This window comes from Stutzerimonas stutzeri (assembly GCF_013522825.1).
Taxonomy (GTDB): Bacteria; Pseudomonadota; Gammaproteobacteria; order Pseudomonadales; family Pseudomonadaceae; genus Stutzerimonas; species Stutzerimonas stutzeri_AK.
Map to the genome: position 1 here is coordinate 98,311 of NZ_JAAMQZ010000015.1, position 21,943 is coordinate 120,253.

The window sequence follows — 21,943 nt, forward strand, 5'->3', positions numbered from 1 at the left end:
AAACTGTCTGCAACGGCTTGGCACACGAATTTCGCACACCCGCGTTACACCTTGCCGACAGGCCTTCATTCGGCCAATACACGTGCCAGTACCGCTCGCACCTTGACTATGCCCTCGACCAGGGCGGCTTCGATCTCGGCCATGGTGATGATCCCGGTACTTTTGCCCGCCGCCGGATTGACCACCAGCGCCAGACACGCATAGGGCAGCTCCAGCTCACGTGCCAGCACAGCTTCCGGCATGCCGGTCATGCCCACGATATCGCAGCCGTCGCGCTCCATTCGCGCGATCTCGGCCACCGTTTCCAGCCGTGGGCCCTGGGTACAGCCATAGACACCATGGCTGCTGAACGGATAGCCCTCGGCCATCAGGCCGGCAATCAGGCGCTGGCGCAGCGCTTCGTCATAGGGGTAGCTGAAATCGACATGGGTAACCTGCTCGATATCGCCCTCGAAGAAGGTCTGCTCGCGGCCATGGGTGTAATCGATGATCTGGTGCGCCACGCATAGATGGCCGGTGCCCATGGCCGGGTGAATGCCGCCTACTGCATTCACCGCGACTATCGCCTGCGCACCGGCCTGCTTCAGCGCCCAGAGGTTGGCGCGATAGTTGACCTGGTGCGGGGGTATCCGGTGCGGATGGCCGTGACGGGCGAGGAACAGCACCTCGCGCCCGGCATATTCGCCCCGCATGATCTCCGCCGATGGCGATCCGTAAGGCGTCTGCATGACCAGCCTTTGCTGCAGGACGAAGCCGCTCAACTCGGTCAGGCCGGTACCGCCGATGAAGGCATGGACAGTCATGGAGCCTTCCTTCTCAGTCGATCAGTTCTGCCGCTTTCAGCGCAGCTACGGACGCACGCCAGCGAGGATTCTGTTTGTATTCGGGGGCGACATCGAAGCGGCCACGCATCTTGCCCAGACTCGCCGAAGGCGTCATCTTCAACTGCTGCACGGCGACCAGCGCCAGCTCGGCTGCGGCCCGGTCATTGCACACCAGGCCCATGTCGCAACCCGCCGAGAGCGCCGCCCGAATGCGTTCGCCCGCATCGCCCGCCACATGGGCGCCGGCCATGGACAGGTCGTCGCTGAAGATGACGCCGCCAAACCCCAGTTCGCCGCGCAGGATGTCCTGCAGCCAGCGCCGCGAAAAACCCGCCGGTTGCGCATCGACGCTCGGATAGATGACGTGGGCCGGCATGACGGCATCGAGCTGACCACTCAAACGCTGGAACGGGATCAGATCGACCGCACGTAGCTGATCCAGGCTGCGCTCGTCCACCGGGATCGCCACATGGGAATCGGCCTCTGCCCAGCCGTGCCCCGGAAAGTGCTTGCCCGTGCTGGCCATTCCCGCCTCGCGCATGCCCTTCATAAAGGCAGCCGCGAGGTCCGCAGCGCGCAGCGGATCATCCTCGAATGCCCGCGTGCCGACCACGGCGCTGCGCTGATGATCCAGGTCCAGCACCGGTGCAAAACTGAAGTCCAGCCCCACTGCCCGCACTTCGGTGGCCATCACCCAGCCACAGCTTTCAGCCAGCTGCAGCGCATCGGCACGCCGGGCAAACTCGCGCATTGCCGGCAAACGGACGAAATCGCGCCGCAGCCGCTGAACCCGACCGCCCTCCTGATCGACCGCCAGCAACAGCCCGGGGCGTATCGCGCGAATCGCCCGGCACAGCTCACGCACCTGGCGCGGGTGCTCGATATTGCGCGCGAACAGAATCAGCCCGCCGACTTCCGGCTGGCGCAGCAGGTGGCGATCCTCGGCAGTCAGCCAGGTGCCGGCGATGTCCAGCATCAATGAGCCTTGCATGATAGTGAGCAGATCCTTAATTGAGTGTGGCGCCTGACCAGCTCGGGCAGGCTTCTTCCCCTATCTGTACCGCGCAGCCCGCCGGCACCAAGGGGAAAAGATCGAGCAGGTCGGCATTGCGCAGCCTGATGCAGCCATGGGAAAGCGGTACACCCATGGGTTCCGTATCGGGCGTGCCATGCAGATAGATGTAGCGACGAAAGGTATCGACCGCGCCCAGACGGTTGTAGCCGGGTTCGCAGCCACTGAGCCAGAGAATGCGGGTCAGGATCCAGTCGCGGCCCGGAAATTGCGCATGCAGCTCGGGGCTCCAGACCTCACCGGTCCAGCGCCGCCCGCGCAGCACGGCGCCAACAGGCAGGCCGTCACCAATCCGCGCACGTACCTGGTGACGACCGCGCGGCGTGCAACCGGAACCGTTGTGTTCACCCGCGCCATTCAACGCAGTGGATACGGGCAAGCGAACGCGCAGCCTGCCGGCGCTGAAGCCGTAGAGCATCTGGTCGGCGATGGAGATATGCAGCAGATCGAGATCGGACATGGCCGCTAGCTTACCGGTCAATCCGTGATCGCGCATCCGGACAGGCTGTTGAAAGCGCTGGCGAGATTCACCCCTTGGGCGTCATCGCCAGGGCATTGCGCCGCACAATGGGATGCGCCTGGGCCAGAGTCGAATCGTCCACGCCCGAATCGGCACGCATGCCCGCTGCCAGGAACGGCACCATCATCCGCATGACCTGTTCGATGGAAGTCCTCGCCCCGAAATCGTTTTCGGCGATGGCGCGCAACGCCTTGATGCCGGACATGCTGAAGGCCGCCGCACCCAGCATGAAATGCACACGCCAGAAGAGTTCGATCGGCGGTATCGAAGGCGCCGCTTCATGCACCCGCAGCATATAGCGGCGGAACACCTTGCCGTACATATCATCCAGATAGCGGCGCAGGTGGCCCTGGCTCTGGCTGAACGACAGGCCCAGCAGACGCATGAAGATCGACAGATCGTCGCCGCTGCGCGGCTTCACCGCCAGCGCCTGCTCAACGAGGATTTCCAGCAGCTCTTCGAGGCTTTCCTTGCGGTCTGACTGTGCTTCGCGCCTGTCCAACTCACGTTCGAGGCTGACACAGAAAGGGCCGAGAAAACGGGAGAAGACCGCCTGGATAAGCGCCTTCTTGGAGCCGAAGTGATAGTTGACCGCCGCCAGATTGACTCCAGCCTTGCTGGTGATCAGGCGAAGCGAAGTCTCGGCGAAGCCCTTTTCCGCAAACAGCTGTTCCGCTGCATCAAGAATCCGCTCCACTGTTTCCGACTGCGCCATGCCCCCTCCAAAACGACAAACACGTGTTTGAAACTTACGTTTCACGCGAGAACAAGTCAACCGCGACCATCTGCCCATCATACGCAACAGGCTCTCGCCCGGGGCTTGCCGCCGATGATCGAAACAACGATTGCCAAGCCACCGACACTGTATATAATCCCAGTCACTGTATAAAAGAACAGAGACCGCCATGATCAAGCTGACCCCTCGCCAGTCGGAAATCCTTGCCTTCATCAAGCGCTGCCTGGAAGAAAACGGCTACCCGCCGACGCGTGCGGAGATCGCTCAGGAACTGGGTTTCAAATCCCCCAACGCCGCCGAGGAGCATCTGAAAGCGCTGAGAAACAAAGGTGCTATCGAAATGACGCCCGGCGCATCGCGCGGGATACGTATTCCCGGCTTCGAACCCGCCGCCGATGAAAGCGGCCTGCCGATCATTGGCCGTGTCGCCGCCGGGGCACCCATCCTGGCCCAGCAACATATAGAAGAGTCCTGCCAGATCAACCCCACGTTCTTCCATCCCCCTGCCGATTATCTGCTGCGGGTACATGGCATGAGCATGAAGGATGTCGGTATTTTCGATGGCGATCTGCTCGCCGTCCACACTGCCCGTGAAGCACGCAACGGGCAGATCGTCGTGGCCCGCATCGACGATGAAGTGACGGTAAAGCGCTTCAAGCGCGAGGGGAAGAAGGTCTGGCTGCTGGCGGAAAATCCCGAGTTCGCCCCTATCGAAGTCGATCTGGAACAACAGGAACTGGTTATCGAAGGCTTGAGCGTCGGCGTCATTCGCCGCTAAGGAGAGGTCCATGCAGTACCAAACCACCGCCAGTAAACCACCACAGCTTTCCCTGTTCGAAGGGCTCATCGCTCACAGCCTGACGCCTTTCGCGAACATCACGCGCGTCCCGACACAGACTGCTGAGGAGCGTCTCAGCGAAATGACCCTGAGCGGCAGCGACGGCCATTGCCGCCTGTTGCTCGCGCCCATTTTGCGTGAACTCAGCGAAGCGGCGGATACCCGCTGGCTGACACTGATCGCACCACCGACCTCGCTCTCCCAGAGCTGGCTGCGGGAAAGCAGCCTCAATCGCGACCGCATCCTGCTGCTGCCGGCCCGCGAGACCCAGAACACGCTGGAACTGGCCTGCAAGGCACTGATGTCAGGCTGCAGCCATACGGTGATCACCTGGTTCCCTCGCCTCGACCGCGCCAGCCGACTGAAGCTGCGCGCCGCCGCCGAGCTTGGGCGCACGCAAAGCCTGAACATACGTCTGGGCAACTGAAACGCGCGGCACACGGATGTGCCTTTCCCCCGCAGAATCCGTCCTTCCAGCAATCACGCTCGCGCCACGGCAATCAATGCAGTACGTGCGCAACCTCTTCCTGCACGAACTCTCCTTCCGCCATCTGCCCGGCCATTTGCACACCTACGCTGAACATCGCCTTGGCGATTTCGACGTGCTGCCCTTGCAGAAACACCTTCGCGTCGTCGGAGAAATCCAGCGTGACCAGCACCCCTTCGTCCTCCGCACGACGCAGCACTATGCTGCCGTCGGGTAGCTCGACGATTTCCAGAAAAGACGTTGGCATGAGTCTGCTCCCCGTGAAAGGCGCGCATTGTAGCAGCCGACCAGCCAGCCGGCAGCCCTCTGGTCGAACGAGCCGGGGCAATCGCGCTATGCGCTCAAAGAGCCGAAAACAGCGCTGGAAGCTGGAGGCTGAACGACAAGCGATCCAGGTTCGAGCGCACATGGCGTTTTTTCGTCCAGCCTCCAGCGCTTTTATCGAACGACCATCGCAGAATGACGCCATAGCGCGATCGCCCTGTCGAACGAGCCGGGAGGGCTCAGCTTCGTCGGGGGATGCGCTGCAGCCTGATCGCGCATAGCATGGGCAAACATGACAACAGACCCGACCTTCAGCCGGGCGATCTTCGACAAAGGGAACTTGCCCGCGTGACCACCAGAACCCTGCTACTCACCGCCTTGGCCATGCTCGCTTTCGCTGGCAACTCGCTGCTCTGCCGCGTTGCGCTGCGCGATACGGACATCGATCCGGCAAGTTTCACCGCGCTGCGCCTGCTGGCTGGCGCGCTGGTGCTGTGGTTGCTGCTCCGTTTGCGCCAGGGGTCTTCGACCCCGGCAGGCAGCTGGTCGGGCGCAGCAACGCTGTTCCTGTACGCGGCTGCCTTTTCCTACGCCTATGTGAAGCTCGATGCGGGCGCCGGTGCGCTCATGCTGTTCGCTGCGGTGCAGCTGAGCATGATCGCCTGGGGACTGTTCAAGGGCGAGCGGCTCTCACCCATGCAGACCCTGGGCTCAGCCCTGGCGCTGGCTGGTCTGATTGGCTTGTTGCTGCCCGACGCCAGCGCGCCGGCGATGGGCGCCGCGCTGCTGATGATTCTGTCCGGGATCGCCTGGGGCGCCTATTCGCTGCTGGGGCGTGGCACCCGCGATCCGCTGGCGGCAACCGCCGGCAACTTCATCCGCGCGCTGCCGATAGCGGCGGTACTGTGCCTGCTGGCGTTGCCTGGCCTGGAATGGGATCGCGCCGGGGTGATCTATGCGCTGCTGTCCGGCGGCCTGACGTCGGGCATCGGCTATGCCCTCTGGTATGCCGTGCTACCGCGCCTGGCGGCAACCCAGGCCGCCAGCATCCAGCTCAGCGTGCCACTGCTGACCGTCCTCGCGGGAAGCCTGCTACTGGGTGAGGCATTGACTGGCCGGCTGGTGATTACCGGCCTTGCGATACTCGGTGGCATCGTGCTGGTGCTCTGGGCTGGGAAGAAGGCCTGAGCCGCGTTTCACCACTCCGTGAGGGATTCGCGGTAGCGCAGAGTCAGCTCCTTCAGTTGCTGTCGCCAAGTCGCCACCTCATCAGCCGACAGCGGCGCCACCTCATCGTCCACACCGACCGCCTCGATCAAGGGCAGACTGGGATCGGTCTTGGCCTTGGCCGGCGCACGAGGCGGCTCGAACAGCGCCGCATGGGCAGCCAGCAACTGCGCCAACCAGCTCTGCGGCTGCCCGGCAAGCTCCATGAGTTCGGCAAGCTCGGGACTCGGTGACGAATCCTGCGGCGAGCGGGTGAGCAGCAGCTCCACCCGCGCCGCATTGGCGCCCGGCAGACGGTAGTAGCCGGCAATCTCGTGACAAAGCCCCAGCAACGCCCCATAGAGATGGAACAGGCAGGCCTCGCGCTCGGCCTGCACGGGACCTTGCGCACCGACGCCGCCCTGCTCCTCGGCCCGCCGCCAGTTGTTCAGCGCCAGCCCGGCGAAGTAGAGCTTCTGATTGGTTCGGGTGTAGCGCTCATGTGCCATGGGCGGCAGCCTCATTTCAAGAAAAGTTCCGAGGCTGTAGCCAGCGTCCCTCCAGCCTCCAGCCTCAAGCGCCGTTATCGGCTTGAAGCTATTTTGCGTTCTTGTCCTCGACCTTCCACTTGCCGCCGTCGAAGAAGGCTTTCCAGCCCGTCGGCTTGCCGTTCACCTCGGTCTGCACGTACTGCTCCTTGGTCTTTCGGCTGTAGCGGATGACCGCTGGCCGGCCTTCCGGGTCCTTCTTCGGCGCATCCAGCAGGAAGTGATACTTCGGATCGATCTCATCCTTGTGCGGTATCAGCTCCAGCACCAGCGGTGCGCGGGTCTCGCGGTTCTTCGGGAACTGACTGGCAGCCAGGAACAGCCCGGACGCGCCATCGCGCAGCACGTAGGTGTCATCGACCTTCTCGCACTTGAGCTCGGGCATCTTCACCGCGTCCATCTTCGGCGGCGCCGCCTCGCCGCTCTTGAGCAGCTTGCGGGTGTTCTTGCATTCGGCATTGGTACAGCCGAAGAACTTGCCGAAACGACCGGTCTTGAGCTGCATTTCGCTGCCGCACTTGTCGCACTCCAGGCTCGGACCTTCGTAGCCCTTGATGCGGTACTGCCCCTCTTCGATCTCGTAGCCGGTGCAATCCGGGTTGTTGCCGCAGATATGCAGCTTGTGCGTCTCGTCCAGCAGGTAGGCATCCATGGCGGTGCTGCAGATCGAGCAGCGGCGCTTGCCCAGCAACACCCGCGACTCGGACTCGCCCTCGTCGTCGGCGGCGATCTCGTCGCCCGGAATCAGGTTGACCGTGGATTTGCAGCGCTCCTTCGGCGGCAGGCTGTAGCCGGAGCAGCCGAGGAACACGCCAGTGGAGGCGGTGCGGATCATCATCGGTCGGCCACAGACCTTGCACGGGATATCGGTCAGGGTCGGCTGGTTGGCGCGCATGCCATTTTCGCCGGCTTCGGCGATTTCCAGCTTCTTGCGGAAGTCACCGTAGAACTCGTCCAGCACGGCCTTCCACTCGCGTTCGCCCTGGGCGACGTCGTCGAGGTGTTCTTCCATGCCGGCGGTAAAGCCGTAGTCCATCAGGTTGTTGAAACTCTCCGAAAGGCGCTCGGTGACGATGTCGCCCATCTTCTCGGAGTAGAAACGACGGTTGTGCAGCGACACGTAGCCGCGATCCTGGATGGTGGAAATGATCGCCGCATAGGTGGATGGACGACCGATGCCGCGCTTTTCCATTTCCTTGACCAGGCTCGCTTCGGAATAGCGCGCCGGCGGTTTGGTGAAATGCTGGCTCGGGTCGAGCTTGAGCAGCGCCATGGCATCGCCCTTGTTCATTTCCGGCAGCACATCGTCTTCGCCGCCCTTGCTCTGCTGCGGCATGACCTTGGTGTAACCATCGAACTTGAGAATACGGCCCTTGGCGCGCAGCTCGAAATTGCCTGCCACCACCGTGACGCTGGTGGACAGATACTGTGCTGGCGGCATCTGGCAGGCAACGAACTGGCGCCAGATCAGCTCATACAGACGCTCGGCATCGCGCTCCATGCCAGACAGCTGGGTCGGACGCAGGTTGACATCGGAGGGGCGGATCGCTTCGTGCGCTTCCTGGGCGCCCTCCTTGCTGGAATAAACGCTGGGCTTCTCCGGCAGATACTTGTCGCCGAACTCGTCCTGGATGAAGCCGCGCACCATATCGATGGCATCCGCCGACAGGTTGGTGGAGTCGGTACGCATGTAGGTGATGTAGCCGGCTTCATACAGACGTTGCGCCATCATCATGGTTTTCTTCACGCCGAAGCCGAGGCGGTTGCTCGCTGCCTGCTGCAGGGTCGACGTGATGAAGGGCGCGGACGGCTTGCTGCTGGTCGGCTTGTCTTCGCGCTTGCTGACGCTGTAGCTCGCGCCCTGCAGCTGCTCCAGTGCGGCCATGGCATGGCCTTCGTTCAGCGGCTTGAACGCCTGGCCATTTTCCCGCGCGACCTCGAAGCGAACCTTGGCCTTGTCAGCCGTGGCGAGGTCGGCGTGGACTTCCCAGTACTCTTCCGGAACGAAGGCGCGGATCTCGCGCTCACGCTCGACCACCAGTTTCACCGCCACCGACTGCACGCGACCCGCTGACAGGCCCCGGGCAATCTTCGACCACAGTAGCGGCGAAACCATGTAGCCCACCACACGGTCGAGGAAGCGCCGCGCCTGTTGCGCATTGACACGGTTGATATCCAGCTCGCCTGGCTTGGAGAAGGCCTCCTGGATCGCCTTCTTGGTGATCTCGTTGAATACCACGCGCTTGAAGCGGCTGTCGTCGCCGCCAATGGATTCGCGCAGGTGCCAGGCGATCGCCTCCCCCTCTCTATCCAAGTCGGTCGCGAGATAAATGGTGTCGGCTTCCTTGGCCAGACGGCGCAGTTCCTCGATCACCTTTTCCTTGCCGGGCAGGATTTCGTATTTGGCTTTCCAGCCGTGCTCCGGATCGACACCCATGCGGGTGAAGAGCTGGCGCTTGGCCTTTTCCTTGGGCGACAGCGCAGGCGCTTCGGCGACCGCAGCCTTGCCACGCTTGACCGGCTCGCGGGAAGCGGAACCGCTGGTGGGAAGGTCGCGGATGTGGCCGATACTCGATTTCACCACGTACTGGCTGCCCAGATACTTGTTGATGGTCTTGGCCTTGGCCGGTGATTCCACGATGACCAGCGATTTACCCATGGAGAGGAGAGTTCCTGAATCGAGAGGTGAACTGAGAAGATTTGCTCCGCAGTGCGAAAAAACTGCACTGTCGGAAAGGTGCGAAGCGGCGTTTCATGCGCCGCACAGGACACTCCATGCCCGAAAATAGTTCTTCATCCGCAGTCAGCATGGCTGTCCAGCGGGTCTTGCATCAAGCCGGATCGGGTCACAGCGCCTTCGCTCTGCCCCAAAAGCACCGCTATATATAGTGGCGAGCGAGCCAAGGTCAAGCGCAAGGACCAAGCCCGTCGGCAGGTTCAGCCGCCAAAGAGGCTGGATTCTTCCTCGATCAATGCGAAGCGAGGCAGCGTTTCGCCATCGACCTCGACCGTTTCGGTGAACATCGACAGCGGCCGGACCCAGAGCCCGAAATCCCCGTACAACGCCTGGTAGAACACCATGAACTCTTCCGTTTCGGAATGCTGGGCCACCGCGAATACCCGGTACTCGGGTCCCTTGTAATGACGGTAACGCCCTGGGGTGATCTGCATTTCGGCTGCCTCTGCAAAATAATGACGGTCCTGAAATGAAAACCGGGGCACAAGGCCCCGGCTTCCTTCCGTGCTCGAACAGCTTAGCAGCCAGTTGAAAAACGTAGGCGAGGCAGGCAAGACAAGGCGAGAACAGGCGAGAGCGCGGAGTTTAGTGATCTAAATGAGCAGCTCGAGCCTGTTTTCAACGCAGTATGCCAACGCAGCCAGTTTTTCAACACCTGTTAGACGCGTTCGAACACCGTGGTGATACCTTGTCCCAGCCCGATACACATCGTGGACACGCCAAGGGTACCGCCATTCTGCTTCATGACGTTCAGCAGCGTGCCGGAGATACGCGCTCCGGAGCAACCGAACGGATGGCCCAGTGCGATGGCGCCGCCATGCAGGTTGACCTTCTCGTCCATCTTGTCGAGCAGCTTGAGATCCTTGAGCACCGGCAGCGCCTGCGCAGCGAAGGCCTCGTTCAGTTCGACGTGGCTGATGTCGTCCATGGTCAGGCCGGCGCGCTTGAGCGCCTTCTGCGTGGCCGGCACCGGACCGTAGCCCATGATCGCCGGATCGACCCCGGCCAGCGCCATGGAACGGATCACCGCCAACGGCTCGATGCCCAGGTCCTTGGCCCGCTGAGCGCTCATCACGATCATGCAGGACGCGCCGTCGGTGATCTGCGAGGACGTACCCGCCGTCACGGTGCCGCCCTTGGGGTTGAACGCAGGCTTGAGGGTGGCCAGGCTTTCCAGGGTGGTTTCCGGGCGAATGGTTTCGTCGTAGTCGAAGACCTTGAGGAAGCCGTTCTCGTCGTGACCCTGCATCGGGATGATTTCATCCTTGAACAGGCCTTCGACGGTCGCCTTGTGCGCCAGGCGGTGCGAGCGCTCACCGAAGGCGTCCTGCTGCTCGCGGGTGATGCCGTGCATCTTGCCGAGCATTTCGGCGGTCAGGCCCATCATGCCGGACGCCTTGGCGACGTGCAGCGACAGCTGCGGGTTCGGATCGACGCCATGCATCATGCTGACGTGGCCCATGTGCTCGACACCACCGATGACGAACACGTCACCGTTGCCGGTCATGATCGCCTGGGCGGCGGTGTGCAGCGCGCTCATCGACGAACCGCACAGGCGGCTGACGGTCTGTGCCGCGCTGGTGTGGGGAATGCGGGTCAGCAGCGAAGCCATGCGGGCGATGTTCCAGCCCTGCTCCAGGGTCTGGTTGACGCAGCCCCAGATCACATCTTCCACTTCTGCCGGATCGATCTTCGGGTTGCGCGCGAGCACGCCTTCGATCAGTTGCGCAGACATGGTCTCGGCGCGGGTGTTGCGGTGCATGCCGCCCTTGGAACGACCCATCGGGGTACGGCCGAAGTCGACAATGACGACGTCTCTCGGATTAAGGCTCATATCTTCACTCTCGCTCGATTAACCGTAGAAGCGCTGGCCGTTGGCAGCCATTTCACGCAGCTTCGCAGTCGGGTGGTACAGCGGGCCCAGGTCGGCGTACTTGTCGGCCAGCGCCACGAACTCGGCGACACCGATCGAATCGATGTAGCGCAGTGCACCCCCACGGAAGGGAGGGAAACCGATGCCATAGATCAGGCCCATGTCGGCTTCGGCGGCGGTCTCGACGATCTTGTCTTCCAGGCAGCGAACGGTTTCCAGGCACAGCGGGATCATCATGTAGTTGATGATGTCCTCGTCGGACAGCTCGCGGGTCTCGCTGACGATCGGCTTGAGCAGCTCGTAGGACTGCGGGTCGACGACCTTCTTCGGCTTGCCCTTCTTGTCCACTTCATAGACGTAGAAGCCCTTGCCGTTCTTCTGGCCCAGGCGGTTGGCCTCGTACATGACATCGATTGCGGTTCTGCCATCGTCCTTCATGCGATCCGGGAAGCCTTCGGCCATCACGTCACGACCGTGGTGGCCGGTATCCATGCCGACGACGTCCATCAGGTAAGCCGGGCCCATGGGCCAGCCGAACTTCTCCATCACCTTGTCGGCGCGCACGAAGTCGACACCGTGGGCGATGGCGCGGGCGAAGCCGCCGAAGTACGGGAACAGCACGCGGTTGACCAAAAAGCCTGGGCAATCGTTGACCACGACCGGGCTCTTGCCCATCTTCTTGGCGTAGGCGACGGTGGTGGCGATGGCGGTTTCGCTGGTCTTCTCGCCACGGATGACTTCCACCAGCGGCATCATGTGCACCGGGTTGAAGAAGTGCATGCCGCAGAAGTTTTCCGGACGCTTGAGCGCCTGGGCCAGCAGGCTGATGGAGATGGTCGAGGTGTTGGAGGCGATGATCGCGTCCTCGCGCACCAGGCCTTCGACTTCGGCCAGTACCGCCTGCTTGACCTTGGGGTTCTCGACCACGGCTTCGACGACGATGTCGACGTTGCCGAAATCACCATAGGAAGTGGTCGGACGAATCGCATTGAGGGCTTCGGCCATCTTCGCCGGGGTCATGCGACCCTTCTCGACGCGCTTGCCGAGCAGCTTGGACGCCTCGTCCAGGCCCATCTGGATGCCTTCCTCGCGGATATCCTTCATCAGGATCGGCGTACCCTTGATGGCCGACTGGTAAGCGATGCCGCCACCCATGATGCCGGCGCCCAGCACAGCGGCCAATTTCACGTCACGGGCCTGCTTGTCGTAGTTCTTGGCCTTCTTCTTCAGCTCCTGGTCGCTGAGGAACAGGCCGACCAGGCTCTCGGCGACCGAGGTCTTGGCCAGCTTGGCGAAGCCGGCGGCCTCGACTTCGATGGCCTTGTCACGCCCGAAGTTGGCTGCTTTCTGAATGGACTTGATGGCTTCGACCGGCGCCGGGTAGTTCGGACCCGCCTGACCGGCAACGAAGGCCTTGGAGGTCTCGAACGACATCATCTGCTCGATGGCGTTGAGCTTGAGCTTTTCCAGCTTCGGCTGACGCTTGGCCTTGTAGTCCAGCTCACCGGAAATGGCGCGCTTGACCAGATCCAGCGCCGCAGCCTGCAGTTGCTCGGGCGCGACCACGGCATCGACGGCATGTACTTTCAGCGCGTCTTCGGCGCGGTTTTCCTTGCCCGAGGCGATCCACTCGACGGCATTGTCGACACCGATCAGGCGCGGCAGACGCACGGTGCCGCCGAAGCCCGGGTAGATGCCCAGCTTGACTTCCGGCAAACCGATCTTGGCCGCACTGGACATGACGCGGTAGTCAGCCGCCAGGCACATCTCGAAACCGCCACCCAGGGCGATGCCGTTGATGGCGACGACGGTAGGCACGCCCAGGTCTTCGAAATCGCTGAAGATCTTGTTCGCTTCGAGGTTGCCGGCGACCAGTTCCTCGTCCGGGAGCTTGAAGTTATCGACGAATTCGGTGATGTCGGCGCCGACGATGAAGACGTCCTTGCCGCTGCTGACGATAACGCCCTTGACCGAAGCGTCGGCCTTGATGGCGTCGACGGCCTGGCGCAGTTCGTTGAGGGTGAGGCGATTGAACTTGTTGACGGACTCACCCTTGAGGTCGAAATTCAATTCGACGATGCCACTCTCAAGAGCCTTAACCGTGATGGCTTTACCTTCGTAAATCATCAACTGATCTCCAGATATGGAAGCTGAACGTTACGTGTCGCACGTCGTCGGTCTTCATGACCGTCATCGAAACCGATGACCCGACACCCACCGACACGATAATCAGGGTAGACGGCATTTGCATGGCAAACGCTCGATTCATACGCCCGTTTGATTGGGTGGACACACCTTCATGGAAAAGCACCCGCTTGTCAATCGGCGATCAAGCCAGAAGCTCACTCGGGCCATCGTTCTGCAGATCAATGACCGCAGGACCGTAGGGCCGAACTTGTTCGGCCAGCAAGCCCTGCAAAAGGCCGAACAAGTATTCCGCGCATCGCCATGGACGGATGCCCCCTCACAAGCACACGAACGCCTTGTACACTGCAAACCCTTCCAGCCGCCCCGTCTCGTCAGGAGTTTCCCATGCCCGCCCCCATTGCCCGCATCGATCACGGTCAGGACCCTTACAAGTGGCTGGAGAACCGCGACGCACCCGAGGTGCTCGACTACCTCAAGGCGGAAAATGCCTGGCTGGAGGAACAGCTGCTCGATCAGAGCACATTGCGCGAAACGCTGTTCCAGGAGATCAAGGGCCGCATCCGCGAGACCGACCTGTCACTACCCTCGCCTTGGGGGCCATGGCTGTATTACCAGCGCACCACAGCCGGCGATGAGTACCCGCGCCATTACCGCTGCCCGCGCCCTATCGACGGCTCGTTCAGCGTAGACGAAAACACCGAACAGCTATTGCTCGATCCCAATGAACTGGCCGGCGGGGGCTTCCTGTCGCTGGGCGCCTTCAGCATCAGCCAGGATCACAGCAAGCTGGCCTACAGCCTCGACACCCAGGGCGACGAGATCTACCGGCTGTTCGTCAAGGATCTGGCCAGCGGCGAAGTCAGCGCCCTGCCCTTCGACAATTGCGACGGCAGCATGGTCTGGGCCAACGACAACCAGACACTGTTCTTCGGCGAACTCGACGACACCCATCGCCCGCACAAGATCCATCGCCACCGCCTGGGCAGCGAAGGCCGCAGCGAGGTCTATCACGATCCGGATGGTCGCTATTTCGTGCATTGCTACCGCGCCAGTTCCGAACGCCAGCTGGTGATCCTCTCCAACAGCAAGACCACCAGCGAAGCCTGGGTACTGCCAGCCGACGAGCCCGAAGGCCGCTGGACCTGTCTCGCCCCACGCGAGGAAAACCATGAGTACTACCCCGACCACGGCCTGCAGAATGGCCAGTGGCACTGGTTCGTGCGCAGCAACCAGGCCGGGATCAACTTCGCCCTGTACCTGGCAGCGGAAAGTGCGCCGCAGCGCGAGCACTGGCAGGAGCTGGTCGCCCACCGCGACGAGGTGATGCTCGAGGACATCAGCCTGAATGCCGGCGCCCTCACCCTCAGCCTGCGCGAAGCCGGCCTGCCGATCATCGAAGTACGACCTCAGGACAGTACACCCTATCGCCTGCAACTGCCGGACGCGGCCTACAGCCTGCACGTGCAGAACACCCTGGAGTTCGACAGCCCGGTGATTCGCCTGCGCTACGAAGCGCTGAATCGTCCCGCGCAGATTCGTCAGCTGCAACTGGCCGATGGTGAACAGAAGGTCTTGAAAGAAACCCCTGTGGAAGGCCCCTTCGACGCCGATGCCTACGAGAGCCGGCGCATCTGGGCCACTGCCGCGGACGGCACCCAGGTGCCCATCAGCCTGGTCGGGCGCCGCGAAACCTTCGGCAAGGCCGCACCGCTCTATCTGTATGGCTATGGCGCCTACGGCCACAGCCTCGACCCCTGGTTCTCCCACGCGCGGCTGTCGCTGCTCGACCGAGGCTTCATCTTCGCCATCGCCCACGTGCGCGGCGGCGGCGACCTGGGTGAGGCCTGGTATCGCGCCGGCAAGCTGGAACACAAGACCAACACTTTCAACGACTTCATCGCCTGCGCGGAGAAACTGATCGCCGACGGCTACACCACGCCGCAACGCCTGGCCATCAGCGGCGGCAGTGCCGGCGGCCTGCTGATCGGTGCGGTGCTGAACATGCGCCCGGCCCTGTTCGGTGCCGCCATCGCCGAGGTACCTTTCGTCGATGTGCTGAACACCATGCTCGATGAAGACCTGCCATTGACAGTCACTGAGTACGACGAATGGGGCAACCCCAACGAGCCGAACGTGCATGCCCGGATCAAGGCCTATGCGCCCTACGAGAACGTCCAGGCGCAAGCCTACCCGGCGATTCTTGCCGTGGCTGGCTACAACGACAGCCGGGTTCAATACTGGGAGGCAGCGAAATGGGTCGCCAGGCTGCGCGCCAGCAAGACCGATGACAATCTGCTGCTTCTGAAAACCGAACTCGGCGCCGGCCATGGCGGCATGAGCGGTCGTTATCAGGCGCTCAAGGATGCTGCACTGGAATACGCTTTCGTGCTGAAGGTGTTCGCTCTCGCAGATGTCTGAATTTGCGCTTCCGACCTGTGGCTGGAACGCTCCAGAGCCGCAGCAGTCATCTCATTCAGACCATCGAGCTGGAGCGAGCATCATGAAACAGAATTCTTCACATTCGACCCCCAACGTGCATGGCTGGGAGCGCGGGGCTTCCATTGCCGGCGGGCTTTATTTCATGGGCAAGGGCCTTGGCCGCGGCGGCCTGGGAGGAATCGTGCAGCTGGCCATGGGTGGCATGGCACTGGCTCGGGGCATCAGCGGCCACTGCGAGGCCAAGCGGGTGCTCTGCGAGCTGAACGAGCATGCGCCGAAGGCCGAAGGCACCTCGCGCGGCATGCCCCTGCATGGCGATACCAATCGGCAGCAACTGGAAGCCAATGCCGAGGCTGCAACCGCCACTGCGACGGTGACCGGAAACGATTCGCTGAAGAGTCCGCCGGCAGGCGTTTGAACCTGCCCTGCGAGAAAAATGCGCGGCGGCGCCAGCATGGCCGCCGCCAAACCATCAGTCAGTGATCGTGGCCACAATCAGGCCCGTGCACATGCTCTTCGTCGCCCGCCTCGATGGGCTCCATTTCCAGCTCCAGGCTGACCAGGTTAGTCGCCAGCGGACGCAGCAGCAGGTTGGCGTATTCGGTGTCGCTCTCTTCTACGTCGACGCCAATCATCAGTTGATTATTGCCGACCTGCTGAATCCACACCTCACGGCCCTGCCACATCACGGCAAAACGGGTGCAGGACGTTTCCAGCTGGGTGCCGTCCACGTCTTCGAGAATAAGTTGCAGGGCATCGCTCATATCGGTTCTCTCTGTCTGGGAAATGCAGGGCGGCGCAACCGCCCCGCGAAGGAAAATCAGGCCTGGGTCAGCTTTGCCAGGGCACGCTCGAAACGCGCCAGCCCCTCGACGATGTCCGCCTCCTCGATCACCAGGCTCGGTGCCAGGCGGATCACGTCCGGGCCGGCCTGCAGCAGCATCAGCGCCTCCTGCTCGGCGGCATCGAAAATCTCCCGGGCGCGGCCCTTCCAGGCATCGTTCAGCACGCAGCCGATCAGCAAGCCCATGCCGCGCACCTGACTGAACACGCCGTAACGCTCACCCAGCTCCAGCAAGCCAGTCTTCAGACGCTCATGCCGGTCCCGAACGCCCTGCAGCACTTCCGGCGTGTTGACGATATCGACCACCGTTTCCGCTACCGCACAGGCCAGCGGGTTGCCACCGAAGGTGGTGCCGTGGGTGCCGACGCTGAAGTGCTGGGCGACCTTGTCGGTGGTCAGCATCATGCCGATGGGAAAACCGCCACCGAGGCTTTTGGCGTTAGTCAGGATGTCCGGCGTGACGCCGTAATGCATGTAGGCGAACAGCTCGCCGGTGCGTCCCAGACCGGTCTGCACTTCGTCGAAGATCAGCAGCGCGCCGTGCTCGTCGCAGAGTTTGCGCGCGCCCTCAAGGTAAGCCTGGTCCGCCGGCAGCACGCCGCTCTCGCCCTGGATCGGCTCCAGCACCACGGCACAGGTCTTGTCGGAGATGGCGGCCTTCAGCGCCTCCAGATCGTTGTAAGGCACATGCTTGATGCCCTCGATCTTCGGGCCGAAGCCATCGGAATACTTCGGTTGCCCGCCAACCGTCACGGTGAACAAAGTGCGGCCATGGAAGCTGTTGATCGCCGAAATGATCTCGTACTTCTCCGCGCCGAAGTTGTCGTGGGCATAACGGCGTGCCAGCTTGAACGCCGCCTCGTTGGCCTCGGCGCCGGAGTTGCAGAAGAAGGCGCGGTCGGCAAAGGTCGCGTCCACCAGCTTTTTCGCCAGACGCAGGGCCGGCTCGTTGGTGAAGATATTCGAAATGTGCCAGAGCTTGCCGGCTTGCTCGGTGAGCGTCTGCACCAACGCGGGATGTGCGTGCCCGAGCACATTCACGGCGATGCCGCCGGTGAGGTCGATCAGTTCTCGCCCGCTTTGATCCCATACTCGCGAGCCCTGACCGCGCACCGGAATGAAGGCGGCTGGAGCGAAAGTGGGGACGATGACCTGGTCGAAATCGGAACGTTCTACCGGGGTGTGCGGGGCGGACATCAGGACTCTCCTGCGATGTAGCGAAAATAAGAATGACGTGCTGACAGAGCGACTCTGCTTCCGTGGGAGCGGATTTATCCGCGAAGTTCGCGACTGAAGTCGCTCCCACAAGGGGTTGCACACCTCAAGTGCTCGTAGCAACTGACGGGGAGGCATAGCCAAATGAAACGCCCCACATTGGTGGGGCGTTTCAGACGCAGTTTAAACGCAGGAATGACCGGAATGAGCGTCGGCTGGAAAATTCTCTTCCAGCCTGGCCAATGCCGGCTCAGCCGAAGTGCTGCTGGTCCAGCGCGATCGCCTGATCCAGGGTTTCCAGCAGCGCCTTGCGCACCTTGCGCTTGGTGTTCTTGTGCGCCGTCATGTTGATCTTCTGCAATTGCGCGGCGGCGGCTCGGGCCGTCGTCATCAGTTCTTCAGGTGCGACCACCTTGTCGAGGAAGCCCGCATCCAGCGCGCCCTGCGGATCGAACATCTCGCCGTTGATCACCGAGCGATGGAAGGCGGATTTGCGCAGGCGATCGCGGGCCAACTCGATCCCCGCATGGTGCATGGTCATGCCGATCTGCACTTCGTTGAGGCCGATATTGAACGCGCCCTCGACACCGATGCGGTAATCGACCGACAGCAGCAGGAAGGCACCCTTGGCGATGGCATGGCCTGGGCAGGCAGCGATGATGGGGAAAGGATGCGCGAGCATCCGGCGTGACAACGTGGAACCCGTGGCCACCAGCGCCATGGCGTTTTCGGGGCCGGAGGTCATCACCTTGAGATCGTAACCACCGGATAGAATGCCCGGCTGGCCGGTGAGGATCACCACGGCACGGTCCTGCTCGGCACGATCCAGCGCCGCATTGAGCGCCTCGAAAACCGCCGGCGACAGCGCATTGACCTTGCCATTGTTCAGCGTCAGCGTGGCGATGCCGTCTTCAAGTTGGTAGGCAACCAGATCGCTCATGACTCGATTCCTTGTTTAAGAAGTGGGCCGACGTTACCCAGCGCATTCCACCACGTAAAGCGCCGTGACTGACTGGCAAGTCACGAAACCACAGGGTTCGCGCGGCCAGAAGAAAGCCGGCAGCAGCCCCTAAGCGCATGAAAAACCAAAAAACTTTTGCCATCCGCAAAGTGTTCGGCTACATTAGCGCGCCTCGACGGACAGCATGCCCGTCGAGACCCGGTGAGGTGTCCGAGCGGTTGAAGGAGCACGCCTGGAAAGTGTGTATACGAGAAATCGTATCGTGGGTTCGAATCCCACCCTCACCGCCACTTTCGATATTGAAAAGCCCTGAAAACTGAAGAGTTTTCAGGGCTTTTTGCTTTCTGGGCTTCAAGGTGTCGAAGAACTGTCGAAAAGCGGGTTGAGCCGCCTAGCACATCGATTGCCGAAATAAACCTAATAGGTTATTTTCTTGCTTATGGAAAAGCGCATACCGCACTTCAAGTTGTCCCTGGTGAAGCAGGCTATTGCCGAACAGCGTTATCGCTTCACCCGCGTAGCACTGGAAGGCGGTTCAGAGCTGGGGCTGGACGAGGCCGGCATGCTGGCCGTTATCAATGCCCTGAGCAGTCGCGACTTTTTCAAGAGCATGACCACCTATGCGGATCATACGGCCTGGCAGGATGTTTACCGGCCCTTCACTGAAGTTGGGCAGGTCTACCTGAAGTTTACTCTGGTGGCCGATCTGCTGATCGTTTCCTTCAAGGAGAAGTGACCATGAAATGTCCGGTTTGCGGCCAGGCTGAACTGGTCCACGACACCCGTAACCTGCCCTTTACCTACAAGGGCCAGATAACCGAGATTGCCGACGTAACGGCAGACTGGTGCGATGCCTGCGGCGAGTGCCTGACAGGCCCTGGCGAAAGCGACCGCGTGATGAAGGCAATGACCGAGTTTCGTCAGCAGGTGAATGCCCAGGATGGCAATCAGGAGCTGATTCGCAGTGTGCGCAAGCAGTTGCGGTTGAGCCAGCGTGAAGCGGCTGAGCTGTTCGGCGGTGGCCCGAATGCGTTTTCTCGCTACGAGCGAGGCAGCACGGAAGCACCGCAACCACTGGTGCAATTGTTCAAGATCCTGGGTCGGCACCCTGAATTGATCAACGAGCTTCGTCCAGGCTGAGTGTCGAAACCACTCTGCCGAACTGAAACGAAACGAACCGCCGCGGGGAGCGGAAAGCCCTGTTGAACGGGTTCGGCACGAAGCCACCGGCAAAAGCTTCGCGGGCAAGCCCGCTCCCACAAAAGCACCTGCCTCGTGCAACAGGTTACCGGCGCATGGCCTTTTCACTTGTGCGCCACGCCAGCGCCAAGGGCGGCGGAGTTAGTGCTGCCTGGTATTGACCAGGTCGCTGTGCTGGCGCCACTGGCGAGGACTCACTCCGAACCACCGACGAAACGCACGCGAGAACGCGCTGGTTTCGGAGTAGCCAAGCAACGGAGCCAACTCCGAGATGGGCAACTGCTGCTGACGCATGTAGTAGGTCGCCAGTTCCTGACGTTGTTTGTCCACCAGCGTGGAGAAGCTCAACCCCTGCTCACGCAGGCGGCGCTGCAGCGACCAGCTGCTCATGCCCATCTGCTCGGCGATATCCTCCAGCACCGGCTCGCCCAATAACAGCCGCTGACGAATCTGCGCGCGCGCATCGTCGACGATGTCCGGCTCCGTGCGCCCGGCCATGCTGAGCTGGCGCAGGGAATCCTGCATGACCATCAACAGCACCGGATCGCTTCCCGGCATCGCCCGTGTCAAGCCGACCTTGGGAATCAGTAGCGAATTGCAGGGTTGTTCGAAATACACCGGCGCATCGAAAACCTTGCTGTGCTCGTGCCAGTCCACCGGACGCGGGTGTTCGAAGTGCACCGCACGCGGAGCCCATTGGCTTCCGAGCACATGTCGGATCAGGTTGCGTGCCATGCCCAGGGTCAGTTCGGCATCCTGTCGTCGACAGAGGATGGCGCCGTGCCGAACCTGATAATCGAAACGATAGCATTCCCCATCGTCGACCAGACGAATCAGACTGTTGCGCTGGTGCAGCGGGAATGCGCGGGCGAAGTTGATCAGCGCCTGCTCCACCGTCGCCGAACACAGACCGATGTAACCCAGCAGCCCCAGTGCCTGCGGCTTGAACTGCTGACCATAGTACAGGCCGAAGTTGTCGCAACCCGATTGCCGCGCCGCTTCTTCCAGCACCTGGCAGTAATTCGGCAGCGCCAGGCTGAGGGTGGGATGCTGCAGCAAGTCCGGATCAATTCCGGACACTCCGAGCACACGTTCGGCATCCCCGCCCTGCCGCTCGATGAAACCGCACAGGCCGCTGGCGGCTGCGGCCAGCACGCCGGCATGTTTTTGCCCGCCAGTGACAAGGGCCAGACCAGCCGACGTATCCGTCTGATCGAACAGGGAACTCATCTGCGCCTCCATCGTAACCATCCGCGTCTTGAAGCAAGAACCACGCCGCGCTCCGCGAGCCCCGCCAAACCGCTCAAATAGACAGTGATGGCCCAGCCATCACGCCCCAGCATGGCCCAGAAACGAGTAAACGGGAAACACGGGCACCAGAACCGTGCGCCCGAACTGACACTTCGCGAAACACTCACCAAGTTGACTCTGGACGACAGCGACGCCCTGTCCGGGTCAAGTCTGTCCCATGAATCTGTCTCATGATCAACCTGAGCCGCCTTTGAGAACCGGCCACGTGCAGCAACAACTACAACAACAGTCGTTCGGAGGATTTCCCCATGATTTACGCCCAACCCGGTACCGAAGGCGCCATCGTTTCCCTCAAGCCTCGCTACGGCAACTACATCGCAGGTGAGTTCGTGCCGCCCGTGAAGGGTGAGTACTTCGCCAACACCAGCCCGGTGGATGGCTCCTTGATCGGCGAATTCCCGCGCTCCGGCGCCGAGGATATCGACAAGGCCCTGGATGCCGCCCACGCCGCCGCCGATGCCTGGGGCAAGACGTCCGTTCAGGAGCGTTCGCTGATCCTGCTGAAGATCGCCGACCGCATCGAAGCCAACCTGGAAAAGCTCGCCGTTACCGAGACCTGGGACAACGGCAAGGCCGTGCGTGAAACCCTCAATGCCGACATCCCGCTGGCCGCCGACCATTTCCGCTACTTCGCCGGCTGCCTGCGCGCCCAGGAGGGCAGCGCCGCCGAGATCAACGAGCACACCGCCGCGTACCACTTCCACGAGCCGCTGGGTGTGG

General features: G+C 62.0%; 22 protein-coding genes and 1 tRNA gene. 9 read left to right on the forward strand and 14 right to left on the reverse strand.

The features are described from left to right. Nucleotides 1-65: 65 nt before the first annotated feature. From G7020_RS11590 to G7020_RS11605, 4 genes are all read right to left on the reverse strand, one after another. Nucleotides 66-803, reverse strand: coding sequence for an S-methyl-5'-thioinosine phosphorylase (locus tag G7020_RS11590; RefSeq protein WP_181084529.1), 738 nt, complete (start codon nucleotides 801-803; stop codon nucleotides 66-68). Nucleotides 804-816: 13 nt separating this feature from the next. Continuing rightward, on the reverse strand, nucleotides 817-1,815 hold the full coding sequence (gene nagZ / locus G7020_RS11595; RefSeq protein WP_181084531.1) for a beta-N-acetylhexosaminidase: 999 nt from the start codon (nucleotides 1,813-1,815) through the stop codon (nucleotides 817-819). 16 nt (nucleotides 1,816-1,831) lie between these two features. Further along, complete coding sequence (locus G7020_RS11600) at nucleotides 1,832-2,356, reverse strand: L,D-transpeptidase (RefSeq protein ID WP_181084533.1); 525 nt, start codon at nucleotides 2,354-2,356, stop codon at nucleotides 1,832-1,834. A 67-nt stretch (nucleotides 2,357-2,423) separates the two neighbouring features. Beyond that, a complete protein-coding gene (locus G7020_RS11605; RefSeq protein ID WP_181084534.1) occupies nucleotides 2,424-3,131 on the reverse strand; it encodes a TetR/AcrR family transcriptional regulator in 708 nt (235 codons plus the stop codon). A 190-nt stretch (nucleotides 3,132-3,321) separates the two neighbouring features. Between G7020_RS11605 and lexA the strand changes: the two genes are divergently transcribed. Continuing rightward, nucleotides 3,322-3,930, forward strand: a complete 609-nt coding sequence (lexA, locus tag G7020_RS11610; protein WP_181084537.1) for a transcriptional repressor LexA — start codon at nucleotides 3,322-3,324, stop codon at nucleotides 3,928-3,930. Between the two features lie 10 nt (nucleotides 3,931-3,940). After that, on the forward strand, nucleotides 3,941-4,417 hold the full coding sequence (gene sulA, locus G7020_RS11615; RefSeq protein ID WP_181084539.1) for an SOS-induced cell division inhibitor SulA: 477 nt from the start codon (nucleotides 3,941-3,943) through the stop codon (nucleotides 4,415-4,417). A gap of 73 nt (nucleotides 4,418-4,490) precedes the next feature. On the opposite strand, the gene G7020_RS11620 is transcribed toward sulA, so the two are convergent. Further along, a complete protein-coding gene (locus G7020_RS11620; protein WP_181084540.1) occupies nucleotides 4,491-4,724 on the reverse strand; it encodes a hypothetical protein in 234 nt (77 codons plus the stop codon). Between the two features lie 365 nt (nucleotides 4,725-5,089). Between G7020_RS11620 and G7020_RS11625 the strand changes: the two genes are divergently transcribed. Then, complete coding sequence (locus tag G7020_RS11625; protein ID WP_181084542.1) at nucleotides 5,090-5,929, forward strand: EamA family transporter; 840 nt, start codon at nucleotides 5,090-5,092, stop codon at nucleotides 5,927-5,929. Nucleotides 5,930-5,937: 8 nt separating this feature from the next. Here G7020_RS11625 and G7020_RS11630 read toward each other — a convergent pair whose 3' ends face one another. From G7020_RS11630 to fadB, 5 genes are all read right to left on the reverse strand, one after another. Further along, entirely contained in the window at nucleotides 5,938-6,456 is a 519-nt protein-coding gene (locus tag G7020_RS11630; RefSeq protein WP_181084544.1) for a DUF6586 family protein, read from the reverse strand. A gap of 88 nt (nucleotides 6,457-6,544) precedes the next feature. Beyond that, a complete protein-coding gene (topA, locus tag G7020_RS11635; RefSeq protein WP_181084546.1) occupies nucleotides 6,545-9,154 on the reverse strand; it encodes a type I DNA topoisomerase in 2,610 nt (869 codons plus the stop codon). Between the two features lie 278 nt (nucleotides 9,155-9,432). Then, on the reverse strand, nucleotides 9,433-9,666 hold the full coding sequence (locus G7020_RS11640) for a DUF1653 domain-containing protein (RefSeq protein WP_181084548.1): 234 nt from the start codon (nucleotides 9,664-9,666) through the stop codon (nucleotides 9,433-9,435). 224 nt (nucleotides 9,667-9,890) lie between these two features. Beyond that, nucleotides 9,891-11,066, reverse strand: a complete 1,176-nt coding sequence (gene fadA, locus G7020_RS11645; protein WP_181084550.1) for an acetyl-CoA C-acyltransferase FadA — start codon at nucleotides 11,064-11,066, stop codon at nucleotides 9,891-9,893. An 18-nt stretch (nucleotides 11,067-11,084) separates the two neighbouring features. Beyond that, nucleotides 11,085-13,232 carry a fatty acid oxidation complex subunit alpha FadB gene (fadB, locus tag G7020_RS11650; protein ID WP_181084552.1) on the reverse strand — a complete coding sequence of 716 codons (2,148 nt, stop codon included), beginning with the start codon at nucleotides 13,230-13,232 and terminating at the stop codon, nucleotides 11,085-11,087. A gap of 405 nt (nucleotides 13,233-13,637) precedes the next feature. Between fadB and G7020_RS11655 the strand changes: the two genes are divergently transcribed. Continuing rightward, complete coding sequence (locus tag G7020_RS11655; RefSeq protein WP_181084554.1) at nucleotides 13,638-15,671, forward strand: S9 family peptidase; 2,034 nt, start codon at nucleotides 13,638-13,640, stop codon at nucleotides 15,669-15,671. 82 nt (nucleotides 15,672-15,753) lie between these two features. Continuing rightward, a complete protein-coding gene (locus tag G7020_RS11660; RefSeq protein ID WP_181084556.1) occupies nucleotides 15,754-16,110 on the forward strand; it encodes a YgaP family membrane protein in 357 nt (118 codons plus the stop codon). A gap of 58 nt (nucleotides 16,111-16,168) precedes the next feature. Here G7020_RS11660 and G7020_RS11665 read toward each other — a convergent pair whose 3' ends face one another. The 3 genes from G7020_RS11665 to G7020_RS11675 form a co-directional block, all read right to left on the reverse strand. Beyond that, nucleotides 16,169-16,456 (reverse strand): topoisomerase II, encoded by a 288-nt coding sequence (locus tag G7020_RS11665; protein ID WP_181084558.1) that lies wholly within the window; start codon nucleotides 16,454-16,456, stop codon nucleotides 16,169-16,171. Between the two features lie 56 nt (nucleotides 16,457-16,512). Next, the gene (locus G7020_RS11670) at nucleotides 16,513-17,733 is read right to left on the reverse strand and encodes an aspartate aminotransferase family protein (RefSeq protein WP_181084560.1); all 1,221 of its coding nucleotides are present in this window, start codon (nucleotides 17,731-17,733) and stop codon (nucleotides 16,513-16,515) included. 268 nt (nucleotides 17,734-18,001) lie between these two features. Then, nucleotides 18,002-18,691, reverse strand: a complete 690-nt coding sequence (locus G7020_RS11675; RefSeq protein ID WP_181084562.1) for a crotonase/enoyl-CoA hydratase family protein — start codon at nucleotides 18,689-18,691, stop codon at nucleotides 18,002-18,004. A 221-nt stretch (nucleotides 18,692-18,912) separates the two neighbouring features. Between G7020_RS11675 and G7020_RS11680 the strand changes: the two genes are divergently transcribed. The 3 genes from G7020_RS11680 (at nucleotide 18,913) to G7020_RS11690 (ending at nucleotide 19,852) form a co-directional block, all read left to right on the forward strand. Beyond that, nucleotides 18,913-19,002: transfer RNA gene (locus G7020_RS11680), tRNA-Ser, on the forward strand. Between the two features lie 149 nt (nucleotides 19,003-19,151). Beyond that, the gene (locus G7020_RS11685) at nucleotides 19,152-19,448 is read left to right on the forward strand and encodes a type II toxin-antitoxin system MqsR family toxin (RefSeq protein ID WP_181084564.1); all 297 of its coding nucleotides are present in this window, start codon (nucleotides 19,152-19,154) and stop codon (nucleotides 19,446-19,448) included. 2 nt (nucleotides 19,449-19,450) lie between these two features. Then, a complete protein-coding gene (locus tag G7020_RS11690) occupies nucleotides 19,451-19,852 on the forward strand; it encodes a type II TA system antitoxin MqsA family protein (RefSeq protein WP_181084566.1) in 402 nt (133 codons plus the stop codon). A gap of 201 nt (nucleotides 19,853-20,053) precedes the next feature. On the opposite strand, the gene qhpR is transcribed toward G7020_RS11690, so the two are convergent. Then, nucleotides 20,054-21,142: an AraC-like transcriptional regulator QhpR gene (qhpR, locus tag G7020_RS11695; RefSeq protein WP_181084568.1), complete on the reverse strand. Its 1,089-nt coding sequence runs from the start codon at nucleotides 21,140-21,142 to the stop codon at nucleotides 20,054-20,056. Between the two features lie 329 nt (nucleotides 21,143-21,471). Between qhpR and G7020_RS11700 the strand changes: the two genes are divergently transcribed. Further along, nucleotides 21,472-21,943: aldehyde dehydrogenase family protein (locus tag G7020_RS11700; RefSeq protein WP_181084570.1), on the forward strand; the 472-nt coding region annotated here is incomplete at its 3' end.